Source organism: Undibacterium sp. Ji50W, assembly GCF_049340445.1.
Classification (GTDB): Bacteria; Pseudomonadota; Gammaproteobacteria; order Burkholderiales; family Burkholderiaceae_D; genus Undibacterium.
Genome location: NZ_JBMPOX010000001.1, coordinates 469717 through 488920 on the forward strand (window position 1 = coordinate 469717; position 19204 = coordinate 488920).

Sequence of the window (19204 nt, forward strand, 5' to 3'; positions counted from 1 at the left end):
AATAATGCGTGCGAATACGCAGGCTATTCGCACCTACGTGGGCTGTGTAAAGTCGTCACGTGAGCGAGCGCGCAGTCTGGCGGCCTTTCATTAATACATTTTACGCGCTTCTAATCGCTCCCATGCGGGCCGTTGAATTTCTTTGTGGTTATACATGCTCTTAGATATGCAGGGCGATTTCACGCAATTCACACTCTAGTATGTCTTGCAGTTCTTTAATCTGCGTTTGAGCAAGTCCCTTAATATTTGGGTTCATCGCTTTCAGTACAAAGCTGCCGAATGCAGCAGGCCATGCAAAGTGCATGTGGTTGAGTGATACTGGTTTGTGACAGCAGGGGGCATGGCATTGCAATAGACGGAAATTGCTTTCGGAGGCTAGTTGCACCGCGTCTTTCCACCAGGATTCTGCATCTGTACCACATTCCGGGCAATTGACGCCTGACCAGTTTGCACCGGGGTGAAATAAATCAGGCTCTTGCAGATAGGTTGACGTTACTTCTTCTGCTTCGGGTACAAAGGCATACAGGCGTTCTTCTGCTTTTTTTGCCGCATCTGGATCAGGTTGATACAAGTGATCACATGGTACGTATTGTAGCCAGTTATCAGACATGAGTGTTAGTCCTTATAAAATAGTGCTCGCAATGACAGAGGCGGAAGCAAGAATGGTAACCAAGGCGCGGGCAGGTCTCAACATTCATACATTTCCAACCATGCGGACGATTACGCGATTCTAATCGATCCGTGCTTGATGCTTGGCGTGTCAGGTGATTGCGCCATGTTGTTTCTTTTGATACCGTTGACACTAGCTTGCCCATATCACACCACACTCCGCGTTATTGTCCGTGATGGGGATTGTGCCGGTATTAGGTTCCGTTGAAAATAACGCTGCTCAGGAACCGGTTACGCGCAAACATTGCTTGGCCAAATTCAATCTACTTCAGAACAGGAGACTATGATGTTTTTCATGGACGTACCTACTACTTCATTTCAAGAGACTACTCAGTCTTCAACGATTACAACTGCTTCGCAAGCTGTAGAGAAAATTGACCGCACTATTGGTATCTGTCATTTGGAAAAATCTGGTAATACGCTATCTGAATTGGATGGTATGAGTCCTGTTTTAGATTTGAAAAATTATTATCTATCAAAAGAAAAAACCACTATTCGTGGCGATGGAATAGTAACTGTTTTAAAGATGCCAACAAACGGGATATTAAATAGCGAAGGTGGTGGAAATTTTTCATATCTTCCAAATAAAGGATTTATAGGTAATGATCGCGCGACCTTATTAGTTAAAATCGGCGGCAAGCAGGTTAAGATGGAGTACTTTTTTAGAGTAGTGCAAAGTGTTCCTCTGCAATATGAGACCGGCCCAAGTCCGTATGAGGAAAGTGGTTGCCCTAAGAAAGTACGTGTCTGGAAAATGTCCTCTGTTGCTGACGGTGGCGAAATTGTCGTTGCTTCGGAACTTCATTCGATAGATTCAAATCTTGAATTACAAAATTTTCCTTCTCATTTAAATTGGTCGGAATAGTGACGCTGATCATGGGCGTCATGTCTGGCCTGTCCAGGGAAGTGCGATGTGTATCGCTGCTGCGGTGTTCCAGCGCGACGATGGGCGGGCTTTGCTGGCAGTTATGAATCTTGTTTGCTTGCAATAACAGAGTCGCTATACTTGGGTAAATTTAATTTCCCAAGTGAAAATGCCATGACGATGGTTCTGCGCAGGCGAATACCGGAGTTTCTTTCGCCTGCGGACGAACAAGCTTACCGTGATCATGGTCGCGTGGATACCGTTAGAAGCGGTTACCGGGTCCTCATCGCAGGTACGGTGATTGATCTGATGCTGATTGCAAATGATTTTCTATTGGTCAAAACGACTGGATTGCTGATTTTTTGCGTTGTTTTGCGTCTGTCTATCCTGACGCTGACCTTGTGCTTATGGCCTGGTTTCAGGCATACACCCAGCAATCGCTGGATTGACGCTGCGATGTTTTGGTGGATATCGCTTACGCTGTTTACCATGGTGGCCGTTGCCGCGACGCGACCTGCGGTATTTTTGCTGCATGTGCTGGTCAACCAGGCGCACTTGTTTGCCGTCTATCTGGTGGTGCCGCTACGCTACCGGCATCGTCTGATTTGTGGGATAGGCAGTGCCATTGCTTATCTCGCCGTGCTGACCATGAACCATACAGTTGCAGAGATGACGCCCTTCGTGGTGGCGATGGTAATGGTCAATGTCGTCGGTAGCCTGGCGGTGTTTCATCTTGAGCGCTCGCGACGTCTGGAATATGCGCATCTGATTGAGGCACGTACCGCCAATGCGCAATTGTCGATGGAAATTGCTGAACGCCAACGGCTGTATGCGCAGGTTGCAGAAAGTGAACAATATCTTGCCCGGTTGTTTGAAGTCACACCTATCCCGCTTGCCTTGTCCACGGTCGATGATGGCCGTTTCTTGCGGGTCAATCAAGCTTTCTTGAACCTGTTTCGCTTGTCCATTGCGCAATTAGAAGAAGCCAGGGCGTCGGATTTTTACGAAAACCGGCCTGATCGGTCCGACATCATCGGCAAGGTTCAATTGACTGGGGGCGTGGACAATATCGAGATACGTGCACGTACGTTCGATGGCGCAGTTTTGTGGTTGGCCGTTTCGCTGCGCGTTCTGGAGCATCAAGGGCGACGTTGCCTGATCATGTGTTCTCACGACGTTTCTATCCGGCATGCTGAAGAAGATGCCTTGCGGGCTGCCAAGCAACTGGCTGAGGAAGCCAGTCTGGCCAAGTCGCATTTTCTGGCGGCAGCCAGCCACGACTTGCGCCAGCCCATGCACGCGCTTGGGATGTTCGTAGGCGCGCTGCAGGAACGCGCGATGGATGAAGAGGCGCGCAAGATGATAGGCCATATGGATGATTCCATCGCGGCCATGAATGCCTTGTTCAGCGCGCTGCTGGATGTGTCGCGGCTGGACGCTGGTATAGTCGAGGCGCACCCGGCACCGATTCGCCTGCAAGCCATCCTGGAGCGCATTCAGCGCGAATTTGCGGAGGAAGCGTTGAGCAAGGGTGTACGCTTGATCGTGCGCCCCTGTTCGCACTACGTGCATAGTGATCCGCTGTTGTTGGGACGCATCCTGGGTAACCTGGTGTCCAATGCGGTGCGTTACACGGACCATGGCAAGATCGTGATCGGTTGCCGCAGCCGTGGTGCTCAGGTCAGCATCCAGGTGTGGGATAGCGGTCGTGGTGTGGCGCCAGAACATCACGGCCGTATTTTTCAGGAGTTCTATCAAGTCGCCAATGCCGGTCATGACCGCACGCAGGGAATGGGCCTGGGCTTGCCTATCGTTAAACGCTTGACGGAGTTGTTGGGTCACACGATGCAATTTCGCTCGCGCCTTGGCCAGGGTTCGATGTTTGCCGTCGATGTCCTGCGTGTCGCAGCGGAGGCGGAACCAGCGATGCCCAGTGAAGACAGGCTGGCCGTGCATCTGCAAGGGCTGGTGCTGGTCATCGACGACGAAAACTCGATTCAAAACGCCATGTTCAGCCTGTTGCATGGCTGGGGTTTGGAAGTGGTCACGGCTGGCTCTGGCCAGGACATGCTGACACGCCTGTCTTCGTTATCAAGAGCACCTGATCTGATCGTCTGCGACTACCGCCTGCAGGGTGATGAAAACGGCATCGATGTGATTCATCACCTGCAGCAGCACTACCACCGCAACATCCCTGGTGTGTTGATTACCGGCGACACGGCCACCGATCGCTTGCGCGAAGCCCAGGCCAGCGGATTTGTCTTGCTGCATAAGCCGGTACCTAATGCCAGGTTGCGTGCAACTGTTGGCGCGCTGCTGCGCCAACACGGGAGCACGAAAAAAATGTGATGACGCCAATCGCCTGAAGGGTTAGTCCTTTGGCGATGTGCTGGCATCGGTAATCAGGCCAGCCTGTCTTGCGGCGCTTACTGCTTGCACGCGGTTGTTGACGCGTAACTCTTTAAAAAGGCTGGCCACATGCGCCTTGACGGTCTTGTCGGACAAGCCTAAGCGTCGGCCGATTTCCTTGTTGACCAGGCCATCGCGCAACAACAGCAATACTTCTAATTGGCGTGCAGTCAGGCGTAAGGCATTTTTGGAACTGCCTTGGCGTGCATGAGGCGCTGCATCTTGAGTCACGAAATCCAGCATGAAAGGCGGTACATAGATGTCGCCGGACAGGACGAGCCTGAACGCCGACAGGATGGTGTGCGCGCTTGCGGATTTGGGCAAATAACCCAGCGCACCCAATGCAAGCGCACGCCGCACGTCTTGTGCACTTTCTGACGACGACAGGACGATAACGGGTAATTGGGGATCATGCCTGACCAGTTCCTGGATCAGTAGCATGCCGTCCATGCCGGGCATGTACAAATCGACGAAGGCTGCGTCCAGATCCGGATGTTGTGCCACACAGGTCAATGCTTCCTGGCCATTGCTTGCTTCCAGGATAGTGCTGTGCGCCTCGACGTGACCAAGCAGCGCCGCCAGCCCGGCGCGCATCGTTGGATGGTCATCCACGATCAAGAGTTTCATCGGGATTGTTGTTGCGTAGCACTCATGCTTTCATTATCGCTGCACGATAGCGAAATTGCAACATGGCAGCGGTGTTAGGTACAGTATTAGGTACAGTACTAGTACCAGTCTTCGTGCTTTTGCCCTATTTACAACGCTCTGTTTGCTGCCAATACTAAGGTGCCAGGGCGTGTTGAACTTGCGTCAATCATTCTTGGCCGTTGGTGGTATTTGCGTTTAAAAAACGTATAGCTGACAGGTGTGAGTCGTCCGTCGCGGATGATTTCATCCTGATCATCTTGAATAAGAACGTGTTTGCGATCTTACTGCGCGAGCGTGATCGTAGTCCACGCGGGGCTCATGTGCTGCTCAAAATGCTCATGTACTTAGAGTACATTCCGCTTTTTGCGCGGCGCTTTTGTTACCCTTACCCCGCTGACGCTCGCTCGCTACAGATCGTAAACACGTTCTAAGAAGAACGTCTGCTTCACCGCACGCCCACGACGCTTTGCGTCTTTTAACCTGGATAAAACATGAAAAAGAACCACTTTTCACTGCGCGTCACCTTGTTCGTGAGTTTCTTATTTTTATCACCGGGATTAGTGCCAACGGCGATGGCGCAAAAACTTCAAGATGAGCAGGCCGCAGATAAAATCACCATTTATACAAACGGCAATCTGATTACGATGGACGACGATAATAGTCGTGCCGAAGCAATGGCTATCAAGAACGGTATTATTCTTAGCGTTGGTAAGGCAAAAGATATCAAAGAGCAGTTTAAAAATCAGCCCACAGACATCATTGATCTCTACAAGAAAACGGTTTTGCCAGGTTTTATTGATGGACATAGCCATTTCTCGCAAGCTGCAGCAAGTATTGGCTTTGTTGACATCTCACCGTCCCCCATCAGCACTGGCAACGACAAGGGCAGCATCATCGACGCCTTGAAAAAAAGCGATCAATTCAGCAAGTTGCAACAAGGGGATTTCTTAATCGCTTATGGCTATGACCAAACGTCAACGACCATGACTTGCGAAGGAAGTGTAGGCGCCCCCCCCGGGCAATGTATGAAGGGTTTGTCGCATGACGATCTCGATGAGGTGTTTGGTGATATTCCTGTGATCTTGATCCATGTCTCCATGCATGGTGGTTTGCTCAATAAAGCCGCGATGGCAAAGCTGAGTGTCCCTTTAGTGCCCGAAGCAGGCGAAAAACTGTATGTCAATAGCGAACGTAAATATCAGCCAAGCAATGAATTGACAGGCTTATTGATGGAACAAGCATGGGAATACGCATTAGGTCAAGCGCAGGCCTTACAGAATTTACAAAGCGTAGAAAAAAGTTTTAAGGACAAACTGACAGCTGCGCAGTTGATGTATGCAAGTTACGGTTACACGACTGTACATGATGCGCCCGTCACAAAGCAGGTCATGCAGGCGTACCAGGAAGCCGCGGAACAAAAGGCACTCTTTTTGGATGTCGTTGCTTACGCCGTGCCGACCGATTTAGCGCGCTACCAATATACGACAAGTTATACCAATCATTTCAAAATCGCGGGCATCAAAATCATTGTTGACGGATCGCCGCAAGGGCTGACTGCGCTATTTAGCCAACCCTATAAGGTCCCTGGCCCCAACCTGGCAAAATCATGGTGCGGTGGGGTGGCTAACACTTCGCAGGACGACTTAAATCAATATGTTGCGGATGCCTATAAAGCCAAGGCGCAGGTTTTGACGCACGTTAACGGTGATGCAGCAGTACAGATGGTGCTTGACGCACATCTAGCTGCCGGCGCACCGAAAGATATGCGCACAACGCCGATTCACTCGCAATTTGTTACTGCCGATCAGTTAAAGAGTTACGCGGAATACGGATTTACACCTTCGTTTTTTACCAATCACACCTACTTCTGGGGTGACTTGCATGTCAAGAATCTAGGCAGGGAACGTGCAAATTTCTTATCCCCAATGGCTAGTGGGGCTAAGCTCGGTTTGCATATGACCAATCACAGCGATTTCTTTGTGACACCACCTGATCCGATTTTTATTTTGTGGACATCGGTCAATCGTATCTCGCGCAATCGAAAGGTCATCGGTAAAAACGAACGTCTTTCTGTGATGCAGGGACTTAAAGCGCTGACATCTGATGGTGCGTACCAGTACCACGAAGAATCAAGCAAAGGTAAATTGAAAGAAGGCATGGTGGCGGACATGGTGATGCTGAGTCAAGATCCGACTGCTATTCCCGTGAAGAAGATATGCGACATAGAAATTCTTGCGACCTATAAGGCAAATATCCTTGTAGCCGACACATCCAAGTTCAAACCTCGCGTACTTAACTGCAAAGCAGTGATGCCAAAAAAAATAGACAAATTATGTAAGCACGTCAAGGCATGCGCAAGAACATGACTATTAGCGGAAATTGGGGCAGATTGTTCCCAATTTCCACTGTTTTTTTATGATATTTGTGTGATTTTTGCGCGACTGGTACGCTAGCCCCGGCCTGTGCGTTGTGACCTGTGGAACATGGACAGGGCACTCGCGAGCAGGTTACGCATCAATGATGCACTTCACCACCCCGCAAGTCTGCGCGATCGATTGCCAGCTTATCCAGCAAGGTCACGCTCAGTGTGCCTTCCTCGTCACCATCTACAAGCGCTTAAGTCCACTAAGATGGCATTTCACGCCTATTAATCAAATGGACGCTAAGTATATGGCGTGTTTGTTTATTTTGTGACATGCTTCTCCCACTGCGCTGAATTCCCAATCTCTGGCGACCGGCAGGTTTTGTACCGGCAAACTCTATGATATTCACCGTTACCAGAAAATTCGCTTGAATTTCAAATTGCACTATGTGTTCAGCGAAATGACACTACGTCAAATTTAAGGAGCTGCGAAATTGTATTGTTACGTGGGTAAATTTTTATCTTGGTTTGCTCGCCGGATGCCATTAATTTTGGTAGTGCTGATGTGGGTTGCGCCAGCCCAGTCACAGCAAATGCCTCTGCGCTACTTCACGCAGCAAGATGGGCTAGGTAATCTGTCGGTCACCGCAATGGCGACTGATATGGATGGTTATATCTGGGTTGGTACAGAAAATGGACTATTTCGCTATAACGGTGCCGAATTTCGCCGCTATTCCAAAGAAGAAGGATTGGCTGAAGTATTCGTAACAGCCTTGCATGTGGATGCCCAAAATAGATTGTGGGTCGGCAATAGTGACAGCGTGTATGTGAGGGCGGGTGAGCGTTTTGCTCCCATTTTGAATAACGGTAAGAAGCTTCCCATCTCTGCTGGTCAAACATTCAGCTCGTCGCCTGATGGAAAGCTGTTCTTCGTCAGCCAGCAACGCTTATATGCGTTGACCATGCCTGGCGACAAACCTCAGTTTGAAGTACTTTTCCCTAACCAGCAAAACCTTGCGCAGCCAGCACCCGATGCCTTGTTTGGTGTCCACCGTGATAATAACGGCGATTTCTGGCTGGGATGTGGGCAATCAATTTGTGAATACAGTGATAAAAAAACGCGTGTGTGGGATGCGTCGCGGGGCGTGCCGGACGACCAGTGGCGTAGTTTTTACCGTGACAGTAGCGGACAGCTTTGGGCGAGAGGCGAGCAACATATTGTCGTCCTGCCGGCGAACGATGACCGTTTCAAAGATAGAACACCTCCAGGCGATATCCTGCATAAGAAGGGGCTGGTAATCTGGATATCTGCCGATGCCGAAGGCCGGATATTGAGCAATGCCGATCAGGCACTGATACGCTGGAACGAGGATCACTGGGACAGTTTTGACAGGCAGAATGGATTGAAAATAGGCGGCGGACTGACTGGCCTTCTTTTTGATAAAGATGGAGGCATGTGGCTGGGGTCGCGTGGGCTGGGTCTGATCAAATGGCTGGGTTCGGGTAATTGGGAAAGCTGGACCATGGCACAGGGCATGCCTGACGACGTTGTGCTGTCGCTGGCCAGGGACAGGAGAGGGGTTATGCATGTAGGCACGCGCTCTGGCCCGGCGCAGCTTGGGCCCGATCAACAGTATTTCAGCGCCAATACAGACGGGCTAGGGAAAATTGACCACCAGTGGTCAGGCATGGTGGTTGATGATACTGGTACGGTGTGGGGCGGTACTTATTCCGGACAACTGATGCGTTTCGACGCGACCAACCGGACCTATACGCAGGTAGCAACGCTGCCCCAGATTTTTCGGATGCTGGCAGATCGCAAAGGCAATATCTGGGTGGTGACTGTCAATGGCTTGTTTGTCATTGATACCAGTGCCAGCAAAATGAATGTGATGCGTTCTGCTGGCCCGAATGGTCTGGAAATTTCTAAAGCCGGGAATTTCCGTGATTTGTGCCAAAGCCCGAATGGAGACATCTGGGTTCTCGCGCGAAATCAGTTACTGCGCTTTGATGGCAAGGTCTGGAATGATTTTCAGGTGAGGTTCAATGGTGAGCCGCCTAACATGGCAGGCCTGAGTTGTGCAGGCAATAATGACTTGTGGCTTGGTACGCTAAAGGCAGGCTTGATACGCGCAAGCATCAACAATGGAAATTTACAACTACAGCAACAAGAATCGCCCGTCTTAAAAAACAAGATCATATTTTCTTTGCAGGAAGATAGCCGGGGCTGGTTATGGGTGGGTACGGATGCCGGTGTCGCCGTTTTAAACAAGAAACAGTGGCGGGTATTCAATCAAAGTAATGGATTTGTCTGGAATGAAACCAATGGGCGCAGTTTTTTTGAAGCCCCGGATGGTGCAATGTGGATTGCGACAAGCAACGGCATTTCACACATCCTTCGTCCTGATCGGTTATTTAATGCGCAGGAACTCAGCAGCCTGATTGAAAGCGTCCATCGGGAAGATGAATCCTATTCCGTCAACAAACCGATTGACCTGGCCTGGTCACACCAGCCAATAGAGTTTGTGTTGGCAAGTCTCAATTTCAGCAATCGTGGTGCCCTTGAATTTCATTACCGACTTGGTGGGCTGGAAACAGCCTGGTCAACATCGACGACACCAAAAATACGCTATACCGCGCTGGAACCTGGCAGCTATCGTTTTGAGTATTTTGTCAGCAATTCTGATGCCCAGCAATCTTCAGCTATCAAGTATCTGGAACTGGTGATCCAGCCCCCATGGTGGAAAACCATATGGTTTTATATGTTGATAGGTGCAGCTTTCCTGATTCTGGTTTTTATCATTCATACCTATCGACTGCGCAAGCTGACTGAACTTCAGGCAAAGACGGAAGCCATCGTTAAAGAACGTACACGGGAACTGGAGCTTTCTCGCGAAGAACTCAAAGTCCGCGCCTTGAGGGATGGCTTGACATCGGCCTGGAATCGCTCCGCCATGCTGGAAATTCTGGAAATGGAACTGGGAAAAGCGGGGCGTCAGAAAACCTCTTTGCTGGTGGTGTTGCTGGACCTGGATAACTTTAAACGGGTTAACGATACCTATGGTCACCCTGCTGGCGACGCAGTGTTGATAGAGGTCGTGCGTCGCATGAATGCCACGGTACGTCAATATGATGCAGTCGGCCGTTACGGTGGCGAAGAATTTTTGATCATTCTCCCCGGGCTTGATTTAGTCCATGGAAAAGGCCTGGTTGAACGATTGCTTCAATCAATCCGGGAACAAGATATCAGCATTGGCGAACAACAATCAATCAGGGTCACCGGCAGTTTCGGCGTCATCGCCTTTGATCCACAAAAACCAATGACAGCGGCTGAACTAATCTCAAACGTGGATCAGGCTTTGTACCGGTCCAAGCAGCAGGGCAGGAATCGGGTTGAGTATGTGGAGTGATCTGCGAGTTTAATGATTTTTGGTATCACGCACCAAATGCATTCGATTGTGCAAGGCCAATGCTATGTCACCACAGGTTACTTCTGAGATAAAATGGGCCCCCAGTTTGTACTTGCGAAGTTCCAATGAAATCTACCTTAAATTAAATAGATCATGCATCCTCTGCATCAAGCCATTGAATCCATGGATTATGATTCGGTAAAATGCCTTTTGGAAGCAGGTGCTGATCCCAATGTTCCAGATGCAGAATTTGGTGGTGCACGGCCCTTACATCTTTCAATTGATATCGAGTGTGAAGAGTCATGCCGCCGATACGATAAGGGAGAATTTGGCGCAGTTCCAAGCGCTTCAATTTCAAGGCTTTTAATCGAGTTTGGTGCGAATCCATATTTATGCGATCCAGCAGGACAATCGCCTATTGATTGGGCAACACACCGCAATCATGGAGCAGCGCTACAATTGTTTGTGAATGTAGTAAAGTAACCTGAAGCTATAAACACAACTATTGTCATCACGCAAGCGGAAGGAATTTTTTAACTGTTATTGTCCACTAGGTACGTGCCAGCGCAATCATTGAGTGATATTTTTTGCTGACGATATTTTCGTATATTGGTAAAAAATAACTCTATTCTTCGTACGAGAACAATACCGATTCGCGCACGATGTCACAAATTTGTAAGCTTATTGCTCTAGACTACGCCAAACATCTCCTCGGTGTTGAAGTTTTTTTAAGCAGCCTTCGGGCTGCTTTTTTTCTTTATGGGTGTGTGCCTGTCAGTCGTTCGTGATGTAGTAGTTGCACATGGTGATCAAGCCGCTGAGTTTGTCGGCGTCTTTTCTGGTCAGCAGGATATCCCTTACCTCGATAATCTGGGTGCGGCTGGGAATGATTTCTGTAGGGCTTCGGCACATCCAGTCGATTAATATTGAGGTGATTTTTTTTCGTCCCAGTTTGGCAACTTCCTTACGTGTAGGGACGTAAGTTTGGGACGTGTGGCCTTTTTGTTTTGACGATGAATTTTGAGCTGCCAGCAGATTTTCATCTGGTACACCGAACCGGTCATGCAAGTGTTGCATACGCGTTGCTCCTTAACAGTGGACTGTAACAGTTTAAGCGGAGAAGGCATCACGGGTATGATGTCTGAATGCTTTCTATTGTAGCCCTATATGTGCAGATAAGCTCTTTCATCATGCCGCACTATTGATCATGCGCAAAAAAATTGTCGACTTGGCAAAAAAACATTTATTGGCTGGCACATCAGGGGTATCGATAGCGGTGCTGACTGCATGACACTACCCCGTTTTATCACCAGCAAGGCCTGCTGATAAATGCGCTTTGATGACCTCTGCGAGTAGGTCGAACGCAGGGGCAATCTGCTTATTGTCTACGCAAGCGTAACCCAGCACCAGGCCTGATGTTGCCTGGGCGGGTGCATGGTAATAACTGGATAGGGCCCTTACCGCGATGCCTTTGTCCTGTGCCGCTTGGGCGACAAGCTGGTCATTACAGTTGGCTGGCAGCCTGAGCGTCAAATGCAGGCCAGCATCACTGCCTAATGCATAGACCTGATCGGCATCAAAGTGTCTTGCGATTTGCTGTTGCAAGAGTTCAAGCCGGCTGCCATACAGTAGACGCATGCGGCGGATATGGGAATTGAAATGGCCTTGTGTCATGAATTCAGCCATCGTCGCATGTAATGCTGTCTGGCCGGAGCGGTGCAGTTCTTCCATGCCGGTGATGAAGGGCTGGCTTAATGCTTTGGGCAGCACCAGGTAGCCAAGCCGCAAGCCGGGGAACATGGTTTTGCTGAAGGTACCCATGTAGAGCACACGTTCACCACTATCCATCCCCTGCAGGGATGCCAATGGTCTGCCGCCATAGCGAAATTCGCTATCGTAGTCATCTTCCATGATCCAGCATTCATGTCTTTGCGCATAGTTAAGCAAACTGCGGCGGCGTGCCAGGCTCATGACCATGCCGAGCGGATATTGATGCGATGGTGTGACAAAAATGAAGCGCGGCACGGCTGCCAGGTCATCCGCATTGGGGCAGATGCCTTCTGCATCAAGCTTGACAGGGTGTATGTTGACACCGGATGCCTTGAGTAAATTGCGCGCCCCCCAATAGCAGGGGTCTTCTACCCAGGCCAGATCACCCGGATCACTCAACAGCCGCAGGCATAAATCGATGGACTGATGAATACCATTGGTGATGACGACCTGGCTGGCGTCGCAGTCGACTGAGCGTGACACTTTCAGATAGTCGGCCACAGCTTCGCGCAGGGGGTGGTAACCACCACCCTGACCATAGGTCAGGGCTGCTATCGGTGGTTTGCGCCAGATTTTGTTTTGCAGGCTGTTCCATATTTTGTAGGGGAACTGGGTCACGTCTGGCACTCCCGGCACAAATGCCCCCCATTGCCTTGCGGATGCACTGGCCTGCGCCAGCAGTTCATGGCCACGCCGTGACAATTGCACGCTGGCCCTGGGTGCCTGGATCAGGCCGGATGGTAATTCAACGCTGTCGGGCACGGTGTCTGCAACATAAGTGCCGCTGCCGGCACGGGTTTCTACATAGCCTTCGGCCAATAATTGTTCATAGGCATACAGCACGGTATTGCGTGACAGGCCCAGTTCTTTGGCGACGTCGCGGCTGGACGGCAAGCGCGTGTCTACAGGTAAAACCCGGTCAAGGATGGCTTGCCGCATCAGTCTGTACAACTGGCGGTTACGCGGCATAGCGGTATTTTTATCCAGATATTGCAGCAGGTAGTCAGACAGATTGAAGGTTTGCATGCGGCTTGGCTTGTGAGGATGTGGGTCCTGGATTTTGCTGGGTTTTGCTGTATTCATTATAGCCATATTTTTCAAAGTGGTTCTATTAAAAACTTGAAATTGGCACTATTTAATGGTGCCAAAATACGCCACCATGCAATCACCATGAATCTGTTTTGATGTGTTTCAGCGTTTTTGATAAAGGCAAATGATGACTAGCAATCTTGAATGGAAAACCCGTAAAGACCAGGCAACGCCGCGTGGTGTTGGTGTGATGTGTGATTTTTATGCAGAGCGTGCCGAGAATGCCGAACTGTGGGATGTGGAAGGCAAACGTTATATCGATTTTGCGGCGGGCATTGCCGTCTTGAATACCGGGCACAGACATCCCAGGATCATCGCCGCCATCAGCGCACAACTGCAACAGTTTACCCATACGGCGTATCAGATTGTGCCGTATGGCAGCTACGTTGAATTGGCGGAGAAAATCAACCAGATCAGCCCGGGCACACATGCCAAGAAAACGGCATTTTTTTCTACCGGGGCTGAAGCGGTTGAAAATGCCATCAAGATTGCCCGCGCGGCCACTGGTCGTTCAGGCGTGATCGCCTTTGCGGGCGGCTTTCATGGTCGTACCATGATGGGCATGGCACTGACTGGCAAGGTGGAACCTTACAAGATTGGTTTTGGTCCTTTTCCGGGTGAGGTGTATCACGCACCGTTTCCCAATGCGGTACATGGTATCAGTGTGCAGCAGGCAATCGATGCGGTTCAGCATCTCTTCAAATTTGATATTGAACCGAAACGGGTTGCCGCCATCATTCTTGAGCCGGTGCAGGGCGAGGGCGGTTTTAACGTGGCACCGCCAGAATTCATGCGGGCTTTGCGTGATATGTGTGACCAGCACGGTATTTTGCTGATCGCTGATGAAATTCAGACCGGCTTTGCCCGCACCGGCAAGATGTTTGCCATGGCCCATTATGATGTCTTGCCTGACCTGATGACTATGGCAAAAAGCCTGGCAGGTGGCTTGCCGTTGTCGGCGGTTTGTGGCCGTGCCGATGTCATGGATGCACCGGCACCGGGTGGCCTGGGTGGCACCTATGCGGGCAACCCGCTGGCGGTGGTGTCGGCGCTGGCTGTGCTCGACATTATTGAAGAACAGCACTTGTGTGCAAGAGCAAATCAGTTGGGTGCGCAATTGAAGGAACGTCTGCAGGTGGTGAAGCAAGGCGTGGCACAAATCGCAGATGTGCGTGGTCTGGGCAGCATGGTGGCAGTGGAGTTTCATCACCCCGATTCAGGCAAGCCCAACCCCGAATTCACCAAGAAGGTACAGGCGCACGCCATGAAAAAGGGCTTGCTGCTGCTGACCTGTGGTGTGTATGGAAATGTGATTCGTTTCCTGTATCCGCTGACTATTCCCGACGCCGTCATGGCAGAAGCGCTGGATATTCTGGATGAAGCCTTGCGCGCCTGATTGATTCTGTACCCACCTGAAAATGATTTTCTCATGTTTATTCATAGCGAAAGCCTCACTGCCAACTTGCGTGACCCCGGCTTGTTCCGGCAACAGGCGTATATCAATGGCGAATGGTGTCTTGCCGATACGGGGGCCAGCTTTGCTGTGATCAACCCGGCAACCGGCATGGTGATTGGTGAAGTTCCCAAAATGGGTGCGAATGAAACTCGCAGGGCGATCACCGCCAGTCATGTCGCACTGAAGAAATGGCGCGACCTGCTGGCGAAAGAGCGTGCAGCCATATTGCGCCGCTGGCATGGCTTGATCTTGCAGCATAGCGATGACCTGGCGTATATCATGACGGCAGAGCAGGGCAAGCCCATTGCCGAGGCGCGGGCGGAAATTGCCTATGCCGCGTCTTTTATAGAATGGTTTGCCGAAGAAGCCAAACGTATTTATGGCGATACCATACCGTCACCGGCAGATGGCCGTCGCATTATGGTAAGCAAAGAGCCTATTGGTGTTTGCGCAGCGATTACACCTTGGAACTTTCCATCGGCGATGATTACCCGCAAGGCGGCACCGGCGTTGGCGGCAGGATGTACCATGGTAGTGAAGCCAGCAGAACTGACACCGTTTTCTGCCCTGGCATTGGCCGAATTGGCCAGCCGCGCCGGCATGCCACCAGGGGTATTCAATGTCGTGACTGGTGACCCGCAAGAGATAGGGCATGAAATCACAAGCAATACCCTGGTGCGCAAGCTTAGCTTTACTGGCTCTACCGATGTTGGCCGTTTGCTGATGCAGCAGTCGGCACCCAATCTTAAAAAGTTATCCCTGGAGTTGGGCGGCAATGCGCCTTTCATCGTGTTTAGTGATGCTGATCTGGATGCGGCAGTGGAAGGCGTGCTGGCATCGAAATACAGAAATTCTGGCCAGACCTGCGTGTGCGTCAACCGCATTTATGTACATGATGATGTGTACGATGTATTTAGCGGGAAACTGGTGGCAGCGGTTAACAAAAATCTTGTCGTTGGCAATGGTTTGGATGTTGGAGTGAATCAAGGACCGCTGATTAATGAAGCGGCTGTCTGCAAGGTGGAAACGCAGATTGCAGATGCGGTGGGGAAAGGGGCACGGATTTTGACTGGTGGTCAACGCCACGTATTGGGCCGTACTTTTTTTGAACCAACGGTCATCGCCGATGCCAGACAAGACATGCTGATCGCCCGTGAAGAAACCTTTGGTCCGGTAGCGCCATTGTTTCGTTTCAAGACCGATGAAGAAGCGATCGCCATGGCGAATGACACGGAATTTGGCCTGGCATCGTATTTTTACAGCCGCGATATCGGTCGCGTGTTTCGCGCGGCAGAGCAACTGGAATACGGTATGGTCGGCATCAATACTGGCCTGATCTCGAATGAGGTGGCGCCGTTCGGCGGTGTTAAACAATCAGGGATGGGGAGAGAGGGTTCCAAATACGGGATCGATGACTATCTGGTCATCAAGTATTGGTGTGTTGGCGGTGTATAAGCAGAAAAGGAAAATAAGCGGAAAAGGAAAATGCCCTTGATATTGAAGGGCATTTTTTGTGACCGTGATTTGATGGCGAATGCGGTTTTGATCAGGATGCCGTTGTGTACGTTTCGTTATCCGGCTCTGGCGTAGGTGCAGGTACGGGAGCAGGTTCTTCTTTGTCAACCCCACGGTCCAGTATCCAGGCGGGTATGCCCGAAAACAAGCTTGCCAACAACAGCATCAGCAACGCCACCCAGATCAGGCTGGTGTACTGGGTTTCATGCAGGATGAAGGAACCTATCATCGGTCCGGAAGCCAGACCCATCTTGGAAGCAAAACCACCCCATACTGCGGTTTGCCCGGTCTGATCAAAACGTGCGCACATACCCAATAAATAGGCGATGACAAAATTCCAGGTGATGCCGGTAATCAGGTTGGAAACGATCCAGATCCATTTGACATCACTGCTGACCAGGGCCCAGCTACCCAGCAAGGCCAGCAACATGCCGCCCAGGATAGGCTTGAAGATGCCGTAGTGGGTGGACAGTATGACCACCAGCAAAGCACCCAGCATGCCTACCCAATTTGCGATGCCCAGGGTTTCGCTGATGAAATCAATTTCCAGTCCGGCTTGCCGCCCCAGGCCAATGATGAAGGCATACAAGCCCATGTTTGCCGCCTGGAACAGAAACACGCTGCATAGCGCAAACAGCAGGGGTGTTAGCATCAAGGGTGCTGCTGCCTTTGTGTCGGCTTTGGGGGCGATGACTTCATAGGCGGGCAAAAACTGCAACATCAGCAGCGTGACAATCGAAAAGGCAATCAGGCAGATAAACAAGACTGGCGTACCAAATACCGATACCAGCCAGGGCAGGCACATGACGCCCAGGCCGCCGGCACCGGCCTGCACCAGTAGTAATACACCAAAGGTGCGATCAGGCGCAGCAGTGCGGGCAAAGATGGAAAACCCCAGGCCCACCAGCGCACCTCCGATCAGGCCGTGGCCAAAACGCACGGCCATCAGTAACTCAGGTTTGCTGACGGGGATGGAAAGCAAATCCATGATGATCAAGCCAATCAGCATCCATAGCGCAGCCGGCTTCCAGTTCAGGCGACGGGCCATGAAGGCGATCACAAAAGCACCGCAGGCACCACCATACATATTGAAAGAACCTACCATGCCCGCCTGTTTGCTACTGAATGCCAGGCCTTCCTTCAGCCCATCCACCAGGGCCGGCATGATGTTGACGTAAAACAGACCGGCAGTTGCCAGAAACGACAAAAGCACGCGCGCAGTCATGCTGTCGGGGGCAACTTTGGGGAAGCGGGATGAAATGATCATGGTCTGTCTGGTTTGATTTTAAGTTGAGATGTGGGTAGCGATGTCGGCGTCAATCACAGTTGATACCGTGTTCAGTCAAGAATGCTGCCAGTGGTGCAAGCTGTTCTTCATAGCTGCGCCAGCGCTGGACTGAACTGCGGTACAGAGGCTGACGTACCTGAGCGGCACTGGCAGTGGCGGCGGGTGCTGTATTGTTGTGAAAATCCAGGCAGGCATCTTCCCAGGGCAGGTCACAGTAGGCCAGCATGGCTCTGGTGCTGCTTTCTTGTTGATCAACCAGCACTTCATAGTCGATGTCGAGAAATCTGCCCGGCAAGACTTCGCGCCAATGTTGCATCAGTTGATGGTAGGCCAGGTAGTAATGCCCCAGGTCTTCCAGGCTATAAGAAAATGGATAACCCATGCGAAACAGGGTCTTGTACATGGCATAGCAACTGTCCAGCGGATGACGTCGCAAATGGATAATCCTGGCGTGTGGCATAGCCTGATGAATCAACCCCAGATACAGATAATTTTCTGGGGTTTTGTTGATCAGCCAGGGGGCGTCATTGCCATACCCCGCGATACCATGTTGATAGATCTCGCGCAGTTGTGACATATTGATATGGGCCGAACGTTCTATCATGTCCAGCTTATTGCCCGGTCCAGCGGCCATTTGCATGATGGCGAAGGCGAGGTTATTGATTTCACCCAGGCTGCCGACCTGGCTATGTGAGCTGAGTATGCGCTCTACCAGGGTTGTGCCGCTGCGTGGCAAGCCCAAAACAAACAGGGCGCGCTCTGCCGTCGTTGTTGGTAGCTGCGATGGCTGCGGCGATGACAAGGAAGAGAACAGTTCGGCAGTGAAGGTCTGCCGGATTTTTTTCATGGCAGCGACATCGTTTTCTCCTTTATACGCCAGCATATTGCGGCGACGCAGGGCACCACGTTTCAGGTATTGAAATGAACTGGTGGCGTCACCCAGGTCTTCATGTTCCTTCGCCAGCGCATAACATAAGGGTACTTCACCCGGATGTTGTTTTGGCAGACGCAGCAACAGTTGTTCCAGTTGTGCAATATGGTGTTGCTCTGGTTTCCAGGTCTTGAGCATGGAGCGGTTCAGACAGGCACCGAAGTCTGCCGGGTCAAGTGCAATGACACGGTTGAACAAGGTTTCTGCCTTGCTGAGCTCACCAGTAGTAACGCAGGACGACGCCAGGTTGAACAGATACAGGGCCTGATCTGGTTGCAAGGCAACGGCGCGCTCATAACAACGCGCGGCATCAAGATGGGCGGCGCAATGCAGATACATGTGGGCAACGTCCTGCAACAAGGCGGCGTCATTGTCGGCAAGCTGCTCCAGGGTTTTTATTTTTTCACGCGCGGCGGCAATCTGTCCACAATACACCAGGCTTTCCACTTCCCTTAATAGCGCCGGTGGGTGAAACGGGGACAATGCAACAGCCTTGCTTGCCATATCCAGCATGGCATCAAACTTACCCAGTCGTTGCCATACCTGGCTGGCTGTCAGATGCAGGGAAAGTGATTGTGGTTCGGCAGCGATAATTTGCTGGCACAAGACGGCTGCTGCCGCCTGCTCACCATGACGTAAGTGCCGGTCAAGTTGTTGCAATTGCGAATTCATGGCTGTTGTCATGGTGTTGTCAGTGTATTGTTTATGCGGCTTTATTTCGTAGATACGGTTTTTCGATGGTTTTTTTTGCCCGGTGCCTGAAAACAGCACCGGACAGGGGGTAAGAAAAAT

Annotated in this window: 13 protein-coding genes; 7 read left to right on the plus strand and 6 right to left on the minus strand. The window is 51.0% G+C overall.

Features of this window, described 5'->3' with window-relative positions; genetic code table 11:
• Window positions 1-160: 160 nt before the first annotated feature.
• Complete coding sequence (locus ACO0K9_RS02280) at window positions 161-610, minus strand: hypothetical protein (protein WP_422981340.1); 450 nt, start codon at window positions 608-610, stop codon at window positions 161-163.
• A gap of 345 nt (window positions 611-955) precedes the next feature.
• Between ACO0K9_RS02280 and ACO0K9_RS02285 the strand changes: the two genes are divergently transcribed.
• On the plus strand, window positions 956-1534 hold the full coding sequence (locus ACO0K9_RS02285) for a hypothetical protein (protein WP_422981342.1): 579 nt from the start codon (window positions 956-958) through the stop codon (window positions 1532-1534).
• A gap of 174 nt (window positions 1535-1708) precedes the next feature.
• Window positions 1709-3883 carry a hybrid sensor histidine kinase/response regulator gene (locus tag ACO0K9_RS02290; RefSeq protein WP_422981344.1) on the plus strand — a complete coding sequence of 725 codons (2175 nt, stop codon included), beginning with the start codon at window positions 1709-1711 and terminating at the stop codon, window positions 3881-3883.
• A gap of 21 nt (window positions 3884-3904) precedes the next feature.
• Here ACO0K9_RS02290 and ACO0K9_RS02295 read toward each other — a convergent pair whose 3' ends face one another.
• A complete protein-coding gene (locus tag ACO0K9_RS02295; protein ID WP_422981346.1) occupies window positions 3905-4570 on the minus strand; it encodes a response regulator in 666 nt (221 codons plus the stop codon).
• A 512-nt stretch (window positions 4571-5082) separates the two neighbouring features.
• Between ACO0K9_RS02295 and ACO0K9_RS02300 the strand changes: the two genes are divergently transcribed.
• The 3 genes from ACO0K9_RS02300 to ACO0K9_RS02310 all read left to right on the plus strand — a co-directional run bounded on the left by ACO0K9_RS02300 (window position 5083) and on the right by ACO0K9_RS02310 (window position 10846).
• Window positions 5083-6957, plus strand: coding sequence for an amidohydrolase (locus ACO0K9_RS02300; protein ID WP_422981348.1), 1875 nt, complete (start codon window positions 5083-5085; stop codon window positions 6955-6957).
• 559 nt (window positions 6958-7516) lie between these two features.
• A complete protein-coding gene (locus tag ACO0K9_RS02305; protein ID WP_422981350.1) occupies window positions 7517-10363 on the plus strand; it encodes a diguanylate cyclase in 2847 nt (948 codons plus the stop codon).
• A 153-nt stretch (window positions 10364-10516) separates the two neighbouring features.
• Window positions 10517-10846, plus strand: a complete 330-nt coding sequence (locus tag ACO0K9_RS02310; protein WP_422981352.1) for an ankyrin repeat domain-containing protein — start codon at window positions 10517-10519, stop codon at window positions 10844-10846.
• 291 nt (window positions 10847-11137) lie between these two features.
• Here the strand turns inward: ACO0K9_RS02310 and ACO0K9_RS02315 are convergent, their stop codons facing one another.
• Window positions 11138-11440: a hypothetical protein gene (locus tag ACO0K9_RS02315; RefSeq protein ID WP_422981354.1), complete on the minus strand. Its 303-nt coding sequence runs from the start codon at window positions 11438-11440 to the stop codon at window positions 11138-11140.
• Between the two features lie 216 nt (window positions 11441-11656).
• On the minus strand, window positions 11657-13159 hold the full coding sequence (locus tag ACO0K9_RS02320) for a PLP-dependent aminotransferase family protein (protein ID WP_422982500.1): 1503 nt from the start codon (window positions 13157-13159) through the stop codon (window positions 11657-11659).
• Window positions 13160-13349: 190 nt separating this feature from the next.
• Between ACO0K9_RS02320 and ACO0K9_RS02325 the strand changes: the two genes are divergently transcribed.
• Together ACO0K9_RS02325 and ACO0K9_RS02330 are read left to right on the plus strand one after the other, a co-directional pair.
• Window positions 13350-14618: a 4-aminobutyrate--2-oxoglutarate transaminase gene (locus ACO0K9_RS02325; RefSeq protein ID WP_422981356.1), complete on the plus strand. Its 1269-nt coding sequence runs from the start codon at window positions 13350-13352 to the stop codon at window positions 14616-14618.
• A 33-nt stretch (window positions 14619-14651) separates the two neighbouring features.
• Window positions 14652-16133, plus strand: coding sequence for an NAD-dependent succinate-semialdehyde dehydrogenase (locus tag ACO0K9_RS02330; RefSeq protein WP_422981358.1), 1482 nt, complete (start codon window positions 14652-14654; stop codon window positions 16131-16133).
• 91 nt (window positions 16134-16224) lie between these two features.
• On the opposite strand, the gene ACO0K9_RS02335 is transcribed toward ACO0K9_RS02330, so the two are convergent.
• Together ACO0K9_RS02335 and ACO0K9_RS02340 are read right to left on the minus strand one after the other, a co-directional pair.
• A complete protein-coding gene (locus tag ACO0K9_RS02335) occupies window positions 16225-17460 on the minus strand; it encodes an MFS transporter (protein WP_422981360.1) in 1236 nt (411 codons plus the stop codon).
• A 49-nt stretch (window positions 17461-17509) separates the two neighbouring features.
• Window positions 17510-19096: a tetratricopeptide repeat-containing sulfotransferase family protein gene (locus ACO0K9_RS02340; RefSeq protein WP_422981362.1), complete on the minus strand. Its 1587-nt coding sequence runs from the start codon at window positions 19094-19096 to the stop codon at window positions 17510-17512.
• Window positions 19097-19204 lie beyond the last annotated feature (108 nt).